Source organism: Nonomuraea sp. H19 (assembly GCF_052068215.1).
GTDB lineage: Bacteria > Actinomycetota > Actinomycetes > Streptosporangiales > Streptosporangiaceae > Nonomuraea.
Genome location: NZ_JBQHCV010000040.1, coordinates 46,010 through 62,672 on the forward strand (window position 1 = coordinate 46,010; position 16,663 = coordinate 62,672).

A 16,663-nucleotide genomic window follows, 5' to 3' on the forward strand; every position below is an offset into this window, starting at 1 on the left:
TATGAGATGAAAAGATCATATATCGACAGGCGGGTGGATTATTTCGACACTGCGACGGTGCTCTTCTGCTCGCCCGTCGACTCGGCCGGGGCGCTGAACTGAGTATGGGCGGCTGATCGGCTACGTCTCCGGTACTCGGTGGGCGTCAGCCCGACCAGCGTCCGGAAGCGGCGGGCGAAGTACGTCGGGTCGTCCCAGCCGACGGCGGCGCCGACCCGAGCAGCCGGCAGGGCCGAGTGTGCCAGCAACGTGGCGGCGCGCTCGGCCCGCAGCCGGGCGAGGAAGCCCAACGGCGTCAACCCGACGTAGCGCCTGAACAGCCGGCCGAGATAGGCGGGATCCAGGTTGACCGCCCGGGCGAGATCATCCAGCCGCCACGGATGGGCGGGCGTCGCCTCGAGCCGGGCGACGGTGGCGGCGACCGCGGGGTGGATGGTGGACTCAATCGTCTGCCGTTCGGGGTCACGGCCGTCGGCCAGGACGCCGAGGACGGTGATCAGCCGGCCCAGCACCCGGCCGGGCCGGCGCTGATCGGCTCCGAGGTCCCGTTCGAGCAAGCCGATCTCCGCGATGGCCTCCTCGGCGGCGGCCGGATCGACGGCAGTGACCGCCACACCATGCGTGCCGGATGCCACCGGATCGGTCCACAGCATCCGGCGCAGCATCGGGATGTCGTACAGCGCCGCCAGTTCGGCTCGTAGCGCCTGGGCGGACAGGCAGCAGTTGGCGACGGTCAGGTCGGTGCAGTCCCGGAACCCGTGCCAGGCGCCGGGGCGGAGCACGATGACCTGCCCGCGCCGCAGCGGGTGCTCGCCTCGGCTGGTCACGTGCCGACCGTGACCGGTTCCGATCACGGCGATCTCGAGGAAGTCGTGCGCGTGCGGCTCGATGTCGAGATCCAAGTGGTGGACACCTGCCAACACCGGGTCCCCGGCGAACAGCGCGTGCTCGTGCAGCGTGGCAGGCATGTCGGGATCGTACGACTACTCGCCGAGATCGGCCTAGCCCATGGCGGCACACCACGACGACGCTTGCAGTATCCCAACGGCAAGAACCTCGGAGGTCAGCGATGACAACGACCACGACCGGGCAGTCCGGCAGCGACGTCGGTCCCGACGGCCGGGTGCCGGACGAGCTCGTGGCGGCGTACCGCGAATACGGTTTCGTTCGAGTACGAGGCGTTCTCGAGCCCGACCAGATCGAGCGCTTCCGGGCCAGCGCCGAGGTGTTCCTGGAAGCGCATCGCGCGGAGAGCCTGGAGAAGCAAGGCGTCTTCAGCCAGCTGGTCAACGTCTGGCAACACGACCAGACGTTGCGGGAGCTCACGTTCGACCCGCGGCTCGGCCGGATCGCCGAACAGCTCGCCGGGTTCTCGCTGCGGCTCTGGCACGACCAGATGCTGGTCAAGGAGCCGCACAACAACGCCGCCACCGAGTTCCACCAGGACCGCCCGTACTGGCCGCATGCGGGCGACCGGCTCCCGCTGTCGGCGTGGATAGCGCTGGTCGACGTTCCCCCGGAGCGGGGCTGCATGACCTTCCTGCCCGGCACCCAGCAGCGAACCGGCCTGCGCCCGCAGGACCTCCACCGCGAGGAAGACCTGTTCGCGATGGACCCGTCCCTGCGCTGGATCCCCCGCGTCACCGTGCCGCTCCGTGCCGGCGACTGCACCTTCCACAGCGGCTACACCGGCCACATGGCGCTGCCCAACCGCACCGACCAGGCCCGGCTCGCGCACGTCACCATCTACATGGACGAGGCGACCCGCTACAGCGGGACCGAGCACATCGTGACCGATCCTCTCGGACTCGCCGTGGGCGACAGGTTGGACGGCGACACCTTCCCCCGGCCCTGGGCGTAGATCGGCTGGTGCCAAGCGGGTCTCGCGAGTGGCAGCGCCGGCGTGGGCGCGAGGCCATGAGCTCGCGGCTCAACCGAAGCGCGCCCTGACCATCCTGGCGGGGGTTGTTCTACCGAGCTGACGTGGCCGCCATCTCCTGGGAACGGGCATGGCCAGTCTGCCGGACGCCGCGCCGCCACACGTCGGCGATGTTGCCGACGGCGGTGACGTCCCGGGTCGGGTCACCGTCCACCAGCAGCAGGTCGGCGCGCAGTCCCGGGATGACGCGGCCGCGGTCGGCCAGCCCGAAGTGCCGAGCGGGCAGGCTGGTCGCGGCGGCGAGCGCCTCTTCGGCGCTGATCCCGGCCTCCGTGAGCAACTGCAACTCGCGGTGCATCCCGGCGCCGTGGGCGGGGACGAACGGGGTGGCATCGGTCCCGGCGAGCAGCGGCACACCGGCTTGGCGCAGGGCCTGCACCGCTCCGACGGCGTTGACGGAGCTGCCGGGGCGGGCGCAGTCGGCGGTCTCGACGTGGTGAGCGGTGATCGCCTCGAAGTAGGCGAGCGTGGTCACGACGAAGACCTCTTGGGCCCGGACCCGCTCGGCCAACTGATGGGAGGCCGGGTCGTCCGGGGCGAGGTCGGTCCACACGTGGGCCAGACCGTCGACGCCGGCATCGAGTGCGATCTTCACTTCGGATGCGGTGATCGCATGGGCGATGACCCGCAATCCGGCGTCGTGGGCCGCGGCGGCGAGGGCGGCGGCGGCTTCCGGCGTCATGACCGGAAGGTCGGCGCCGTGCACCGCACCGTCGTCGATGACGATCTTGATATAGTCGGCCCCTTCGTCCAGCCGGGCCTGGACGAAGGCCGGCGCCTGCGCGGGATCGGAGACGAAGTCGATCGTCGCGGGGTCGAAACCGTCGAGGACGGTGCCGGACAGGGCCGCGAGCAGCTGGGTCGGGTGCCCGCCGGGTGCGGTGGCCAAGGTGCCCGCGCTGCGAAGATCGGCCACATCGTCGTTCTCGGCGGCCAGCCGCCGCTGCCCCGCGAGAATCTGCGGCAGGCAGAACATGTCGAGTTCGGTGGTGACCCCGTACCGCAGCGCCTGGGCGAGGCTGCCGTCGAACACGTGCGTGTGCGCGTCGATCAGCCCGGGCAGCAGCGTCTTGCCCGCCCCGGCGACCTCGACGTCAGCCCGGCGGCCGCCGTCGGCGCCGACCGCGACGATCAGATCGTCCTCGATGACCACATCGGCCTTCGCGACGATTTGCTCGCCGTCGAACACGCGGACGCCGCGGATCAGTGTACGCATCGAATTTCTCCCCTTGAAGCTGTAGATCCCTGGACGCCACCAAAGAGGGATGCCGGCCGCCGGCTGTGACATCGTCCCGAGGAGCCGTGGCATAGATCACATCTCAGGCGTTCATGTCACACTCCCGACGTGACGGGACTCTTCGGTCGCGACAGATGAGGAGGCATGCCATGACGTCGACCCCACCGCACGCGACCGGCGACGCCGCCACCGAGCAGTTCTTCGGTTATCGCGAGCTGCTGTTCTCGGTGGTCTACAACATGCTCGGCAGCGTCGCCGACACGGAGGACGCGCTGCAGGAGGTGTGGCTGGCCTGGTCCGCCCGGCACCGCAAGCAGGACGCCGGCCCGGTCGAGAACGCCCGGGCCTATCTGGTGCGGATCGCGGTGAACCAGGCGCTGGCCCGCCGCGCGGACCTGAGCCGCCGCCAGGAGACCTACGTCGGCTCCTGGCTGCCGGAACCGCTGGTCGTGGCCGAGGACAACGTCACCGGCACCGTCGAGCGCGCCGAATCGTTGTCGATGGCGGTGCTGGTGGTGCTGGAGAGCCTGTCACCGCTGGAACGCGCGGTGTTCGTGCTGCATGAGGTGTTCGGTTTCGGCCATCCGGAGGTCGCGGGCATCCTCGACCGTACGCCGGCGGCGGTCCGTCAGCTCGCGGCCCGCGCGCGCCGCCACGTACATGCGCGCCGCCCCCGTCACCGGGCCGAGCCGGACATCCACGCCCAGGTCACCGAGCGGTTCGCCGCGGCCGCCCTCGGCGGCGACCTGCGGGCCCTGCTCGAGGTGCTGGCACCGGACGTGACCTTGTGGACCGACGGCGGCGGCAAGGGACCCGCCACCAGCCGGCGGCCCGTGCACGGCCGCGACCAGGTGGCTGCGCTGTTCATGTCGGTCGCCGCGACGCTGCCCGCCGACGGGCTGGAGATCCGCTACCGGCGGGCGGGTGGTGACCCGTGCGCGCTCATCTTCTTCGGCGACAGCCCGCGCGGCGTGGTCATCGTGGATCTCACGCCCGGCGGCGACCGGATCGCCGGCATCTACTCGGTCACCAATCCCGACAAACTTACCGGGATCAGCTGATGCAGCGTCTTCAACCCGCCGTCGCCGCAAATCTGCACGATCGTCCCGCCCGGTGACAGCGCCAGCTCGTACGGCCCGGGCGTCGGAGCCGTTCAGCAGCCTCAGACAGTAGCGGGCGCGGGCGACCCGACCTGCGAGAGCAACACGACGCTCCCGCCGAACAGCAGCACACCGAGGGGAACGTGGAACTCGGGGGCGGGGCCTCGCCGATCGCCGCTCCGGCCATCGACAAGACCAGCAGGAACACGCTGGTGATGAGGAATCGCGGTGAGCCGCCGCTAGTTCAGGTGGTCTTCCCCGGCTCGCCTTTCGCGAGAGCCTCTCTGGACTTCTCCCACTTGTCGAGGATTCCGCTCAGCTCGTCTTGGATGAAGCGGAAGAAGTCTCGCATTTCGCTGAGCCGGGCGCCGGCGGGCGTGTCCGGGCCGCCGAGTGCCTGGACTCCGTCGTTGGCGAGATCGGCGATCACCTTGTAGACCCCGCCCGTGGTGGTGGAGGAGAGGTACCAGGCGTTTCCCTGCATGCGATAGAGGTCGCGGCGTGACCCGGGAACCGGGCGCCGCTCCAGCAGGCCGACCTGGATGAGGTAGCGCACCGCTCCTGAGATCGCCGACGGGCTGACCCCGAGCCGGTCGGCCAGTTCTCCTGCGGTGAGGGTGTCCTCATCGGCGCTCATCATCGTCAGCAGCACGCGCGCGGACATGCGGGGGAAGCCCCAGTCCGCAAGCAGTCTCGCGGTGCTCTCGATGAACTGGCCTACGGCTTGCTCGTCTCTATCGGCCACGGATCCACACTCCTCGCTGGCGTACCGTCCCTGCGCGCTCTGTCGCCCACTTTATAAGATTCACTAGCTTCACAACTACGTGAAACGTGAGTATGTTCTGAAGCATGACAACGGCTATCACGATCAGTAGTCTGGTCAAGACCTTCGGCCGGACTCGCGCACTGGACGACCTGAACATGTCCGTGCACACCGGTGAGGTCCATGGCTTCCTCGGCCCCAACGGGGCCGGCAAGTCCACGACGATCCGCATCCTGCTCGGCCTGATGCGCGCCGACTCAGGGCAGGTCAGACTCCTGGACGGCGACCCCTGGAAGGATGCGGCCGAGTTGCACCGCCGCCTGGCTTACGTTCCCGGCGACGTGTCGCTGTGGCCCAACCTGTCCGGGGGAGAGGTGATCGACCTGCTCGGCCGGCTGCGCGGCGGTCATGACGCCAAGCGACGTGCCGAGCTGCTGGAGCGATTCGAACTCGACCCGCGCAAGAAGGGCCGCGCCTACTCCAAGGGCAACCGGCAAAAGGTCGCCCTGGTCGCCGCGCTGAGCTCAAACGCCGAGCTGCTCATCCTCGACGAGCCCACGTCCGGCCTGGACCCGCTGATGGAGGCGGTCTTCCAGGAATGCATCAGCGAAGAACGCTCTCGTGGGCGGACCGTGCTGCTGTCCAGTCATATCCTGTCCGAGGTCGAAGCGCTGTGCGACCAGGTGAGCATCATCCGCAGCGGCCGGATCGTGGAGACCGGCACCTTGGCCGACCTGCGCCACCTGAGCCGCACTTCCATCACCGCCGAGGTCTCCCGGCACGTGCCCGGCCTCAACCGCCTGCCCGGTGTGCACGATGTCCTCGTGCACGGCGATCGGATCCGCTGTCAGGTCGATTCCGACGCCCTGGCGGCCGTGCTGGAGGTTCTCGGCCGCGCGGGCGCCCATAGCATGACCGCCCAGCCGCCCACCCTGGAAGAGCTGTTCCTGCGCCACTACGAGACCGCGCAGGGCGGCGAGCACGCGTTGGGGAGCGTTCGATGAGCGCCTTCGCCGGCACCGGCCAACTCTTCCGGCTCTACCTGCGGCGCGACCGGATCACGGCGACAAGCTGGGCCTTGTTCTTGGCGCTTCTGGTCGCGGGCATGGTCCCCTACTACGGCGGAATCTTCACCACCGAGGAGGCCCGGCTGCAGTTCGCCACTGAGATCGGCATGAACGACGCGCTCAGTGCGTTCAGCGGCCAACTCACCGGCCACGGTCTGGGCAACCTGGCCGTATGGAAGATCGGTGACATCGGCTTCACCTTGGTCTCCCTGATGGCCGTGCTGTCGGTGATCAGGCACACCCGGGCCGAGGAGGAGTCCGGGCGGGCCGAACTGGTGGGTGCAGGGGTGATCGGCCGTTTCGCCCAGCTCACCGCTGCCTCGCTGGTCACATTCACGGTCAGTCTGGCCACCGGTCTGCTCACCGCACTCGGCATGATGGCCAGTGGGTTGGACGCCGGGGGAGCGTTCACCCTCATGCTGGCCATGGCCGGCCCCGGGTTCGTCTTCGGAATGGTGGCCGCGGTGGCCGCCCAGCTCACAGAGCGCTCCCGCACCGCCAATGCCATCGCCTTCGCCGCACTCGGCGCCGCCTACCTGATCCGCTTTCTGGCCGACGGCGGCTCGATGTTGTGGTTGCGCTGGCTCACTCCCCTCGGGTGGAGCCACCTGATGGAGGCGTTCGGCGGCGACCGGTGGTGGCCGGCCCTCCTGCACCTGGCCCTTGCCGCCGCGCTCGGCACGGTGGCCTACCGCCTGGCGGCCAGACGCGACCTCGGCGCTGGGGCGCTTCCCGCACGGGCCGGCCGCGACGTGGCGGCCCCGAACCTCAGGAGCCCCTTCGCTCTGGCCTGGCGCCTGCACCGCGGTCAGCTCCTCGGCTGGACCGCCGCCTACGCCGCGTTCTCGGCCGCCACCGCCGGCATCGCCGAGGGCATGCCCGAGGTGGCGAAGCAGGGTGGACCCCAGGTCCAGGAGTTCTTCCGCCGCTACACCGCATCGCCCGACGCCAACATGTCACACACCTTCATCTGGATGGTCATCCTCAGCCTCGCCGGGATCGCGACGCTCTATCCGATGCTGGCGACCCTGCGCCTGCGCGGCGAGGAGAGCAGCGGCCGAGCCGAGTTGCTCCTGTCCACGCCCGTGCAGCGGACTCAGTGGGCCGCCGGCCATCTGATGATCGCCGCCATCGGCTCGGTGTCCACCATGGGCGCCAGCGGCCTGGCGTCCGGCCTCGTCTACGGCCTCGCCGTCGGCGACGTCGGGACGCAGCTTCCCCGGGTGCTGGCCGCCGCCCTGGCCCTGGTGCCCGCCGTGTGGGTCATCGGCGCGATCGGGATGCTCGCCTTCGGCGTCATCCCTCGGCTGGCCGTTGCCGCCGTATGGGTGGTGTTCCTGTTCCAGCAGGTCTTCGGCGAGTCGGTCGGCCCGGCCCTCGGGATCGACTACTGGATCGCCAACACAGTCGTGCCCATGCATCACGTCCCGAAGATCCTCACCGGTGCCGAGTTCACCGCCGTCCCCCTGATCATCCTGACCGCCCTGGCGGCCGCGCTCGCCGGCGCCGGCCTGGTCACGTTCAGGCGTCGCGACCTTACCTGACATCCCATCCAGAAGATGACAACCCGATATGACCCAGTCTTTCCCCACACCGCACGGCCGGCCCACCGCTCGCGGCGGCTGCCCCTTCGACCCGCCACAAGAGCTTGCCCGGCTCGCGGGCTAGCGCGAATCTTCACCCTTTCGGGAACGGGAGGCGATGGTTTCTCGAAGCAGTTCGCCCAGTTCCTCGGGCAGTCCTGGGCCTGGTGTCACGACGATCTGGCGGACGTCGATCGGGCGGCCTGTTCTCGCGTCGACCACGTCGATGTCGATCGGCAGGCCTGTCTCGCGGTCGCGGAGTTCGATGGGAGGTCCGCCGGAGTCGCTGAGCCAGCGGTCTCCCCATCGGATCATCGCCGCCAGGACCGTGAAGAAGTCGCGGCCCTTGTCTGTCAGCCGGTATTCGTGGCGTACCGGGCGTTTCTGGTAGGGGACGCGCTCGAACATGCCCTCCTCCACCAGTCGGTCGAGTCGCTGGGTGAGGACATTACGGCTGAGGCCGAGGCCTTGCTGGAATTCCGCGAATCGGCGTGCGCCATAAAACGCCTCGCGCATGACGAGGGGAGTCCACCAGTCGCCGACGAGATCAACGGTGCGAGCGATCGAGCAGGGCCAGGTGTCGAAGCGGGTACGACGCATGATGCCCATGTTAGTTGCTCTATTGAACCGACTCGCTCTATGGTCAGTATCTCTAGTGAACTCACTGACTCAAGGGAGCACGGACTATGCCGATGATCGACCTCACGCTGACGAGCGGCGCACTCTCGGACGACGCCAAGGCCGAGCTGATGGAGACGCTCACCCGCACCCTCCTGAAGTGGGAAGGCGCCGAGCCGGGGAACAAGGCGGCCGAGTCGATCGCCTGGACGTTCCTGCATGAGCCGGCGCTGGTCACCGTGGCAGGCAGGCCCCCGCAACGGCCCCGATACCGGGTCGTGATCGGGGTGCCACAGGCGACCCTCGACGACGACGCCAAGGCGGGCCTGGTCGCGGAGGTGACCGCGCAGGTCCTGCGCGCCGAGAAACATGGACAGGACCCGTCGCCCGAAGACGGCTTCCGCGTCTGGGTGATCATCAACGAGATCGCCGACGGCAACTGGGGAGGCGCCGGCCATATCTTCCGGCTGGCCGACATCCTTTCCTTCGCCGGCGCGAGCGAGAAGGAAATCGAGCGGCGCACGGCACGGCTGCACTCCTGAGCCATCTAGGCAATCGGCGACTGCGCCAGTGGAAGGCGCGCCGAGCAGCTTGGCGGAGAGGGGCTGATCGCTTGTGGAACTCGTTATGGGGATGTGCCGGGACCAGGTCTTCCGTATGGCTCAGATCATCTGGAAGGCGTTACCCTTCCCCAGGGCTACGACAGCCTCGACCTCCACGGTGAGCTCGGGGGTGGCGAGTGCGGAGACGACGGCAAGGGAGTGCGCCGGGACGTCGCCGTCGGGATGCCATTCCGCGAAGACCTCCTCCCGGGCGGCGTAGAAGCCGGACAGGTGGTGGCTGCCGGCCACAAAGGTCAACAGTTTGACCAGATCACGCGGTGTCGCTCTGAGCTCCTCGCAGGCCGCCTGCAGGTTCGCGAATATTTGGTCTGAGACAAAGCGTCTGGGCCTGCGAGCGAGCCGTCCGGCGGATTGCCCACCTGCCCTGATACGAAAACCAGCGCACAGCCCTCGGGCACTTCGGCCAGATGGCTGTAGCGGCCCACAGGTGCCGGCATGCCGGCGCTCCCGCCGGCTCGTACACGGTCTCGGTACCCGTGACGCGGTTCAGGACCTCTCAGCGCGAGTTGGTCGCCGCAGTGCAGGAGGCCGCCACGATCGCGACGAACCTCCTGCGCACGCACCGCCTCACAGTGCCGTGTCGGGACTGACTCGCGCGCCGGCCGTGCCGAAGGGCTTCGGCTGGAGGAAACCAGCGCTCTCTTCGCCGTCCACCGGGGTCGTGATTGCGGGGGGAACTTCGGCGGGGGATTGGGCGTCTCTCATAACATGAGCGATAAGGCGCAGAACGATCGGTTCCGGTATCTGCCGGAGCGGCCGGACCCGGCAACGTGGCGTTCTGATCTGGATGAGAGGCCGTTGCCGCAGGCAATCGCTGAGCCGGCGGAGGTGGGGGACACCGGCCTGCGCTGGGTGGCGCCCGAGCTCGAAGCGGCACGGCAGATCAGCGACGCTATTGTACGGCGCCGCCGCTCCCGTGACTGAACGGAACGTTTGGATGGCCCGCCGCCACCACTACGTCGCCCAGGCCGATCCCGGGCCAGAGGGCGCCGGCAGCGGCCCGGGCCGTGGGGTATGGAGACGCGACCGCGGCATGAACGGGTAGCAGGTCCGCCCCGAAGCTTGAGATCATCCGGCCATGTCGGACGGCACTTCAGGACAGTACCGAGCAGGCGAGACAGCCTTGCTGGCCGTGGTGAAGGAAGCTGAGCCATTGGTCGGGCGCTGGCGGCGACGTTTCGACTCCGCCGCCTCGGCCGGGGTTCCCGCACACGTGACGGTGCTCGTGCCGTTCCTGGACATCGATCGCGTCGACGCTGCGGTGACAGACGATCTCAGAGCCCTGATCGGCGAGCACGGGCCGTTCACCGTCCGATTCGACGAGTGCCGGCGCTTCCCTGACGTGCTTTACCTTGCGCCGACGCCCGACCAGCCATTTCGCGCGCTGACCCAGGCCGTCGCGGCGCGGTGGCCCGAAGCGCCACCCTACGGGGGACAATTCACGGATATCATCCCGCATCTGACCGTCGCCCACGGCCAGCAGGCGCACGTGTACGACGAGGTGGAAGCCGTACTGACCACACGACTACCCCTCACTGCCCACGTTGCGTCGATCAGCCTCTTCGCCAGCGACGGCGACCGATGGCACCAATGCGCCGAGTTCCCGCTGATCGGATGATCTCCCCCCGCTCGCGGGACCCGGACTCTGCGACTCAAGGATAGATCTTCTTGTTCTCCCGCAGCATCGCGACGAACTTCTCAATCCGCGCCGCCCGGGTCGCGGGCCTCTTGGCGTCGCCGACGCGGTAGAGGATCGCGTAGCGGTTCGTGCTGTTAAGGGTGGCGAAGAACTCCGCTGCGGCCGGGTCGGCGTCGAGCGCCGCCTGGAGGTCGTCGGGCACGGTCGCGGTCTTCTGCGAGGCGTAGGCCGCCTCCCATCGGCCGTCGGCCTTCGCCTTCTCGATCTGGGTCAGGCCGGCCGGGCGCATCGCCCCGGCGGCGATGAGCTGCTCAACCCGGCCGCAGTTCACCTTCGACCACTTGCTCTTGGGCCGGCGCGGGGTGAACCGCTGCAGCCAGTGCTCGGCGTCGAACTTGTCCTTCTGCCCGTCGATCCAGCCGAAGCACAGCGCCACGTCGAGTGCCTCGGAGTAACTGACAGAGGGAATGCCGGATTCCTTCTTCGCGATCTTCAGCCAAAGCCCCGGCGACACGTCGTGCTCGGTTTCGAGCCACTTCTCGAACGCGGCCGGGGAGGGAAAGGCGATGATGGGGAGATCTTGCTTTTCTGTCACGACTTGACGCACTCCTTCATTGAAGCGCTCCCCACGACTAGAGTCGGGGGATTCCAGCCAGCTCGGGCTCCGTCTGCGCGGTGGCCTGGGCTGCTGTTGCTTGGCGGTTGGCCTTCCGGCCCACGCGGTTGCGTGGTTTGCGCGCCCCAGCCCACGCCCCCGGTCTGGGCTGCGCGAACTCCGCCCTCCCGGCGGTGAGGATGTTCTTGGCGGCGTTCACGTCGGCGTGCTCGGTGTGTCCGCAAGAAGTGCACCGGAAGACCGCTTGGCTCTCGCGGGACTTCGAGTCCACCGCCTTGCACATGTTGCACGTCTGACTCGTGTACGCCGGATCAACGGTGATCACGCGGGTGCCTGTGTAGCGGGCCTTGCTGCGGGTGGCCAGCTCGATGCGGTGCCAGCCCTTGTCCAGGATGGACCGGTTCAGTCCGGACTTGGCCGCTGCCCCGTTGGGCAGGAACGCCCCCGGCCGGTCGGGGTCCGGCACGGGTTTGGCCGTAGCGGTCATGCTCTTGGTCGCCAGCGCCTCGAACACGATCAGCTCGAAGCCCGTGGCCAGGGCGTGGGCGGGCTTGGCGGCGAAGTCAGCGCGGCGGCGCCGTACCTTCGCCAGCGCCTTGCCGAGCTTGGTGGTGGCGTGTTCGCGCCAGGCAGAGCCCTTCCTGGTGCAAGCCAGCCGACGCTGAAGAGTGGCGGCATGCTCGACCTCGCGATCCCGGGCGAAAACCTGGTGGTGGAAGAGCCCGTCGGAGCGGGTGGCGACCTTGGCCACGCCCCGGTCAATGCCGACCGCGCTGCCTGGGTTGGCATGCCGCGCAGGCGGGGTGATGCCGTCTTCGACGAGGAAGCTGATGTACCAGTGCTTGCCGTCCCGGCTGACGGTGGCGTTCTTCACCGTCCCGCCGAGCGGCCGGGTGATGCGGAAGCGGACCCAGCCGAGCTTGGGCAGCTTCGCCCGCGCCCAGCGCCGGTTGAGCCGCTCGACCGTGATCTTCCCGCCCTCGGGGAACCGGAAGCTCGGGGCGTTCCTCGCCCTCGACTTCCAGCGGACCTTCCACGTTCCGTGCCGGGTGCATGCCTGATCCAGGTCGATGAGCGTCTGCTGCAGGCAGTGGCCGGGCACCTCGGCCAGCCACGCGAACTCAGCCTTCGCCTCTACCAGTTGGCGAGCCTGCTCGTGGTAGCCGATCCAGCCGCCGCGACGACGGTAGGTGCGACGCTGTTCCAGGGCGGTGTTCCACACGCTGCGGCAGGCGCCGCCGATCCGCTCGGCGAACTCGGCCTGCTCCGGAGCGAAGTCGAGGCGGTACCTGCGTCCGGTCAGCATCGGGGATCACCGGTTTTCTGGTTCTCGACGTACCGATTGACCACATCCAAAGGTGCCCCGCCCACGGTGGCCACGAAGGAGGAGTTGGTCCACAGCGTCGGCAGTTTCGACGTCAAGCTCGGGAACTCCTGACGCAGGACGCGGGAGGAGCGGCCCTTGATGGCCTTGACCAGCTTATGGATTCCGAATTGCGGATCCACCTCGACCAGCAGGTGAACGTGGTCGGGCATGACTTCCAGTTCCACCAGCCACGCCCTCCTTCTCTTCGATCACCTCGCGGATCAGCTCCTTCAACCGCGCCTCAATCCGTCCGCCCAGCACCCGCCTGCGGTACTTGGGCACCACACCAGGTGAAAGGCGCACTGGAAGGCGATGTTGCTGTTCGTGCGCAAGGTCACGGCCACACCGATCAAGATACAGCGATGATCTATCTACCGCTCATAGATTCGGCAGAAGGGCTTACCCCCATGGCTGAAGCCAGGGGTCCGCGCCCTAGATCTTCGATCGATCAGCCAGTGCACCCTGTTCATGGGGCCGAAGTCCTCCTCGTATGGGAACACCGAGGCGTGCCCGGCCATGCAGAGGTTGACGTTCTCGGCGATCGTGCGGGTGAAGACCCATACCTCTACGCGGTAGTCGTGCCCGTACCCACAGCGCGCCTGCCACATCGGGAGAGTCCGACCGGCCGCCGCGTGCGGCATATCATGGAAGCACTCGGTGGTGGAGCCCACCGAGGCCGCTTCCACCGAGTGGCGGCTCCGCCGCACCGGCCAATGGGTTCTGTCCTCGTGATGAGGGGAATGCCCTGTGTGCGCGATGTTCCAGCCGAGCGGGCAACGTTTGATCGTCCCTATCGGCTGCCCTGGCATGGGCACGGCAATGGCCATCCGCGGACGCCTGGAGCGAACTGGCCGACGTACTCGAGAACAAGGTGGATGAGCTACTGACGGCGCTCCTCGATGCGGGAATCACCGCCTGGGCGGCATACCGCCCCGCACCTGGCCGCGTGCGGTTGCGCCATCGTACGCCTGCGCCCTATCGGGGGTAGGTCGACCTGGATGCACGCCCTGCCGAGGATGTGGCCGGCCGGGAGCTGCGGCACAGGAGGTTGTGATGCGCTTCGATGTGATCGTGGAGACACCGCGGGGATCGCGCAACAAGTACGAGATGGACCAGGTCAAACAGCGGATCAAACTCGACCGGCTGCTGTTCACCGCCACCGCCTATCCCTACGACTACGGGTTCGTGCCCGGGACACTGGCCGAGGACGACGATCCGCTGGATGCGCTGGTGCTGGGCGAGGTGCCGACCTTTCCCGGATGCGTGATCAGAGTGCGTCCGGTGGCGGTGTTCTGGATGCATGACGAGCACGGACCCGACGCGAAGATTCTCTGCGTGCCCGCCAACGACAGCCGCTACGCCCACATCGAGGATCTGCTGGACGTGGATGTCCACGTACTCGGCGAGATCAGTCACTTCTTCGACGTCTACAGGGACCTCGAGCCGGGCAAAAGCACCGACACCCGTGGCTGGGAATCACGCGCCCATGCAGAGGACGTGATCGAGCGTGCCGCCCACCAGGCCGCACGAGGTCCCGTCCGACAAGGCGGTCCATGACTGCCGCCGCCTTCGACGCCGTGCTGGCCGATGCCGGAATCCGCCTCGTCAAGAGTCACGTCCGGATGCCACGGATGAACTCCATCATGGAGCGCTTGCTCACCGCTACCATGCCCTGGCCGTAGCCATAGGAGTTCCAGACCAACGAGGAGGACCGGGATGTCATATCCGGACGCTGTCTACCTGGGTGACAAGGGCGAAATCACCGGCAGGCTCCGCACCGCGGACACCGCGCCGGACCTGTCGATCGGCGGGCGTACGAAGGTGCACTACCTGGCCACCGGCGCGAGCACCGGCGGCCAGTACGGGCTCTACCGGTGGGAGATGGGTGCCGAGCCGTCAGGGGGAGGAGCGCACTTCCACAAGACCTTCTCCGAATCCTTCTTCGTCTTGAGCGGGACGGTCAGCCTGTACAACGGTGAACGCTGGGCCAGCGGCTCCCCGGGCGACTTCCTCTTCGTGCCCCCAGGAGGGATTCACGCGTTCCGCAACTCGGACGGACCGGCCACGATGCTGGTCCTGTTCGCCCCGGGAGCACCCCGCGAGGCCTACTTCGAGGAACTGGCCGAGATCGTGGCGAGTGGACGGCAGCTCAGCGAGGCGGAATGGACCGACGTCTACCACCGCCACGACCAGTACATGGTCTAGCCCGGCCGCACACCGACATCACGGCCAGGTCGGTAGTGCCGTGTGGATGCGCACTGCCGGCGCGTCGGCCGGGCCGCTCGGCGCTGGAAGCGGTCGGGGCCGTGCCGGCAACGCTGCTGGAAGTACGACTCCGCGCCCCTGTTTCATGCGAGCCATGCCAAAAAGGAGGCCGGTGTTGGGTCAAAGCCGGATACCGGCAGAGAGAGAATCTAGTAAGGGGGAACTGAATCAGTCATGACGGGACGCGTGCCGGAGAGCCGCAAGGTCACGGTGGACCGGGCGGAAGGCTTCGGCGAGCGGCTGCTGGGGCAGTTGCTGGACCGGGCTCACGCTATGCCGCCACAACTCATCGCTCCGCTGGTGGCGGAGGAGGTGCGGAGGATCGGTGGCCGGGATGTGTCGATCCTGCTGCAGGACTATGACCAGGTGATGTTGGTGCCGCTGCCGGGCAGAGGGCTCATGGGCGGCGATCCCCTGCCCATTGAGGGGTCATGGGCAGGTGAGGCTTTTGTCAGCGAGATGAGAGTGGAGCAGCCGGTGGCCGGCGGCATCCGGATGTTCCTGCCGCTGCTGGATGGCAGTGACGAGGTCGGGGTGATGGCCCTGACCCTCAGCAGCGTCGACGACCACGACCGCCGATTGCTGCGACGGCTGGCCGGTCTGGTCGCCGATATGCTCGTCACCAAGAACAGTTATACAGACCAATTCTTTCTGGCACGGCGTCGCAAGCCGATGAGTGTGTCCGCGGAGATCCAGTGGTCGCTGTTGCCTCCGTTGTCCATGGCCATCCCGCAGGTCGCAGTTGCCGGAATCATGGAGCCCGCCTACGACGTCGCCGGGGATAGCTTGGACTACGCCCTCAACGACGAAGTCCTGCACATGGCCGTCATCGACGCGATGGGCCATGGCATGAACGCCGCCGTGCTGGCGACCGTGGCGATTGGCGCCTACCGGCACGCCAGACGCGCCGACGTCGGACTTGCCGAATTGTATGAATTCATGGATACCGCCATCAATGAACAGTTCGGCCCCGACCAATTCGTCACGGCACAGATGGTGCGTCTGGACCTCGGGTCGGGTCACTTGGAATGGGTCAACGCAGGGCACCCGGCGCCGTTGCTGATCCGCGGCAACCGGGTCATCGAGGCGTTGGAGGGTGAAGGCACCCTACCGGTCGGCTTTGGCGGTGCCGCCCCGCAGATCAACACGCGCCAGCTCGTGCGCCAGGATCGGGTGCTGTTCTACACCGATGGTCTCGTCGAAGAGCACGAGACCGGCGGTGAGCAGTTCGGCGAAGAACGTCTGATCAAGTCCATCGAGCACGTCGGGCCCATGACGAGAAGCGTGCAGGAGATGGTACGCAGCCTCTCGCACACACTGATGCGCGAGAGGAAGGGGACGACGAGCGATGACGCGAGCCTCTTCCTGGTCGAATGGCGCGGCGGAACCGCGGACCACCTCGCCCGCATCGACCTCTGACCGTTCTGAACGCGGTCCCCGCCACGCCTATGACATAAGTGCCACATCTGCCGATGCAGTCGCGGGCCTGAAGCAGAGCTGTCTCCGCGTTCCTGGACTCCGCGGGCACCGCTGGGCAGGACGCGTGAGCCCGGCTGCGACCGGCGCAGGTCAACGCGTACCGCGATGGTAAGAGTTGACGAGTCCAACCCGGCTGTGACATCCTGAAGGCGGCACCGAGGTTGACGCTTATAGTACGTGTAGACATCCGTTTCTCATTTGCGTTATGATGCTCCCTCGCGCTGCCTCGCGACGCCCCGGATTCCGCTGGGGTGTTTGGCGTGCGCGCAGTTCGATTCCATCCGTGATCTCCGGAAGGACATCTGTTGGCAGCCTCGCGCAACGCCTCCGCCGTACCCGCTGGTCCCCGTCGCGTCTCATTCGCGCGT

19 protein-coding genes and 1 pseudogene are annotated in these 16,663 nt (G+C 67.7%); 11 read left to right on the top strand and 9 right to left on the bottom strand.

Features of this window, described 5'->3' with window-relative positions; translation table 11 throughout:
* Nucleotides 1–38: 38 nt before the first annotated feature.
* The gene (locus tag ACTMTI_RS50765) at nucleotides 39–968 is read right to left on the bottom strand and encodes an AraC family transcriptional regulator (RefSeq protein ID WP_441128096.1); all 930 of its coding nucleotides are present in this window, start codon (nucleotides 966–968) and stop codon (nucleotides 39–41) included.
* Between the two features lie 101 nt (nucleotides 969–1,069).
* On the opposite strand from ACTMTI_RS50765, the gene ACTMTI_RS50770 reads away from it, so the two are divergent.
* Nucleotides 1,070–1,861: a phytanoyl-CoA dioxygenase family protein gene (locus ACTMTI_RS50770; RefSeq protein ID WP_441128097.1), complete on the top strand. Its 792-nt coding sequence runs from the start codon at nucleotides 1,070–1,072 to the stop codon at nucleotides 1,859–1,861.
* A 109-nt stretch (nucleotides 1,862–1,970) separates the two neighbouring features.
* On the opposite strand, the gene ACTMTI_RS50775 is transcribed toward ACTMTI_RS50770, so the two are convergent.
* Nucleotides 1,971–3,155 carry an amidohydrolase family protein gene (locus tag ACTMTI_RS50775; protein WP_441128098.1) on the bottom strand — a complete coding sequence of 395 codons (1,185 nt, stop codon included), beginning with the start codon at nucleotides 3,153–3,155 and terminating at the stop codon, nucleotides 1,971–1,973.
* A 170-nt stretch (nucleotides 3,156–3,325) separates the two neighbouring features.
* Here ACTMTI_RS50775 and ACTMTI_RS50780 point away from each other — a divergent pair, with 170 nt between their 5' ends.
* A complete protein-coding gene (locus ACTMTI_RS50780; RefSeq protein WP_441128099.1) occupies nucleotides 3,326–4,237 on the top strand; it encodes a sigma-70 family RNA polymerase sigma factor in 912 nt (303 codons plus the stop codon).
* Between the two features lie 283 nt (nucleotides 4,238–4,520).
* Here the strand turns inward: ACTMTI_RS50780 and ACTMTI_RS50785 are convergent, their stop codons facing one another.
* Nucleotides 4,521–5,021 carry a GbsR/MarR family transcriptional regulator gene (locus ACTMTI_RS50785; RefSeq protein WP_441128100.1) on the bottom strand — a complete coding sequence of 167 codons (501 nt, stop codon included), beginning with the start codon at nucleotides 5,019–5,021 and terminating at the stop codon, nucleotides 4,521–4,523.
* Between the two features lie 104 nt (nucleotides 5,022–5,125).
* Between ACTMTI_RS50785 and ACTMTI_RS50790 the strand changes: the two genes are divergently transcribed.
* Nucleotides 5,126–6,043 carry an ATP-binding cassette domain-containing protein gene (locus ACTMTI_RS50790; protein WP_441128101.1) on the top strand — a complete coding sequence of 306 codons (918 nt, stop codon included), beginning with the start codon at nucleotides 5,126–5,128 and terminating at the stop codon, nucleotides 6,041–6,043.
* Nucleotides 6,040–7,650, top strand: a complete 1,611-nt coding sequence (locus ACTMTI_RS50795; RefSeq protein ID WP_441128102.1) for an ABC transporter permease — start codon at nucleotides 6,040–6,042, stop codon at nucleotides 7,648–7,650. Before ACTMTI_RS50790 ends, ACTMTI_RS50795 begins: the two co-directional genes overlap by 4 nt.
* A 120-nt stretch (nucleotides 7,651–7,770) precedes the next feature.
* On the opposite strand, the gene ACTMTI_RS50800 is transcribed toward ACTMTI_RS50795, so the two are convergent.
* Nucleotides 7,771–8,289: a winged helix-turn-helix transcriptional regulator gene (locus ACTMTI_RS50800; protein ID WP_441128103.1), complete on the bottom strand. Its 519-nt coding sequence runs from the start codon at nucleotides 8,287–8,289 to the stop codon at nucleotides 7,771–7,773.
* An 86-nt stretch (nucleotides 8,290–8,375) separates the two neighbouring features.
* Here ACTMTI_RS50800 and ACTMTI_RS50805 point away from each other — a divergent pair, with 86 nt between their 5' ends.
* Nucleotides 8,376–8,849 carry a tautomerase family protein gene (locus tag ACTMTI_RS50805; protein ID WP_441128104.1) on the top strand — a complete coding sequence of 158 codons (474 nt, stop codon included), beginning with the start codon at nucleotides 8,376–8,378 and terminating at the stop codon, nucleotides 8,847–8,849.
* Between the two features lie 120 nt (nucleotides 8,850–8,969).
* Here ACTMTI_RS50805 and ACTMTI_RS50810 read toward each other — a convergent pair whose 3' ends face one another.
* Nucleotides 8,970–9,317 (bottom strand): RidA family protein, encoded by a 348-nt coding sequence (locus tag ACTMTI_RS50810; protein WP_441128115.1) that lies wholly within the window; start codon nucleotides 9,315–9,317, stop codon nucleotides 8,970–8,972.
* A gap of 321 nt (nucleotides 9,318–9,638) precedes the next feature.
* Between ACTMTI_RS50810 and ACTMTI_RS50815 the strand changes: the two genes are divergently transcribed.
* The gene (locus ACTMTI_RS50815) at nucleotides 9,639–9,854 is read left to right on the top strand and encodes a hypothetical protein (protein WP_441128105.1); all 216 of its coding nucleotides are present in this window, start codon (nucleotides 9,639–9,641) and stop codon (nucleotides 9,852–9,854) included.
* Nucleotides 9,855–10,008: 154 nt separating this feature from the next.
* Entirely contained in the window at nucleotides 10,009–10,548 is a 540-nt protein-coding gene (locus ACTMTI_RS50820) for a 2'-5' RNA ligase family protein (RefSeq protein ID WP_441128106.1), read from the top strand.
* Between the two features lie 34 nt (nucleotides 10,549–10,582).
* Here the strand turns inward: ACTMTI_RS50820 and ACTMTI_RS50825 are convergent, their stop codons facing one another.
* The 4 genes and pseudogenes from ACTMTI_RS50825 to ACTMTI_RS50840 all read right to left on the bottom strand — a co-directional run bounded on the left by ACTMTI_RS50825 (nucleotide 10,583) and on the right by ACTMTI_RS50840 (nucleotide 13,378).
* On the bottom strand, nucleotides 10,583–11,164 hold the full coding sequence (locus ACTMTI_RS50825; RefSeq protein WP_441128107.1) for a YdeI/OmpD-associated family protein: 582 nt from the start codon (nucleotides 11,162–11,164) through the stop codon (nucleotides 10,583–10,585).
* Between the two features lie 37 nt (nucleotides 11,165–11,201).
* Nucleotides 11,202–12,491, bottom strand: a complete 1,290-nt coding sequence (locus ACTMTI_RS50830; protein ID WP_441128108.1) for an RNA-guided endonuclease InsQ/TnpB family protein — start codon at nucleotides 12,489–12,491, stop codon at nucleotides 11,202–11,204.
* Nucleotides 12,485–12,895, bottom strand: a pseudogene (tnpA, locus tag ACTMTI_RS50835) (IS200/IS605 family transposase). The gene ACTMTI_RS50830 and the pseudogene tnpA overlap by 7 nt, the downstream one beginning before the upstream one ends.
* A gap of 27 nt (nucleotides 12,896–12,922) precedes the next feature.
* A complete protein-coding gene (locus tag ACTMTI_RS50840; protein WP_441128109.1) occupies nucleotides 12,923–13,378 on the bottom strand; it encodes a DUF6039 family protein in 456 nt (151 codons plus the stop codon).
* Between the two features lie 226 nt (nucleotides 13,379–13,604).
* Between ACTMTI_RS50840 and ACTMTI_RS50845 the strand changes: the two genes are divergently transcribed.
* From ACTMTI_RS50845 to ACTMTI_RS50860, 4 genes are all read left to right on the top strand, one after another.
* Nucleotides 13,605–14,108, top strand: coding sequence for an inorganic diphosphatase (locus ACTMTI_RS50845; RefSeq protein ID WP_441128110.1), 504 nt, complete (start codon nucleotides 13,605–13,607; stop codon nucleotides 14,106–14,108).
* Nucleotides 14,105–14,233 carry a hypothetical protein gene (locus tag ACTMTI_RS50850; RefSeq protein ID WP_441128111.1) on the top strand — a complete coding sequence of 43 codons (129 nt, stop codon included), beginning with the start codon at nucleotides 14,105–14,107 and terminating at the stop codon, nucleotides 14,231–14,233. The genes ACTMTI_RS50845 and ACTMTI_RS50850 overlap by 4 nt, the downstream gene beginning before the upstream one ends.
* 34 nt (nucleotides 14,234–14,267) lie before the next feature.
* A complete protein-coding gene (locus tag ACTMTI_RS50855) occupies nucleotides 14,268–14,756 on the top strand; it encodes a cupin domain-containing protein (protein WP_441128112.1) in 489 nt (162 codons plus the stop codon).
* A 234-nt stretch (nucleotides 14,757–14,990) separates the two neighbouring features.
* A complete protein-coding gene (locus tag ACTMTI_RS50860) occupies nucleotides 14,991–16,235 on the top strand; it encodes a PP2C family protein-serine/threonine phosphatase (RefSeq protein WP_441128113.1) in 1,245 nt (414 codons plus the stop codon).
* Nucleotides 16,236–16,663 lie beyond the last annotated feature (428 nt).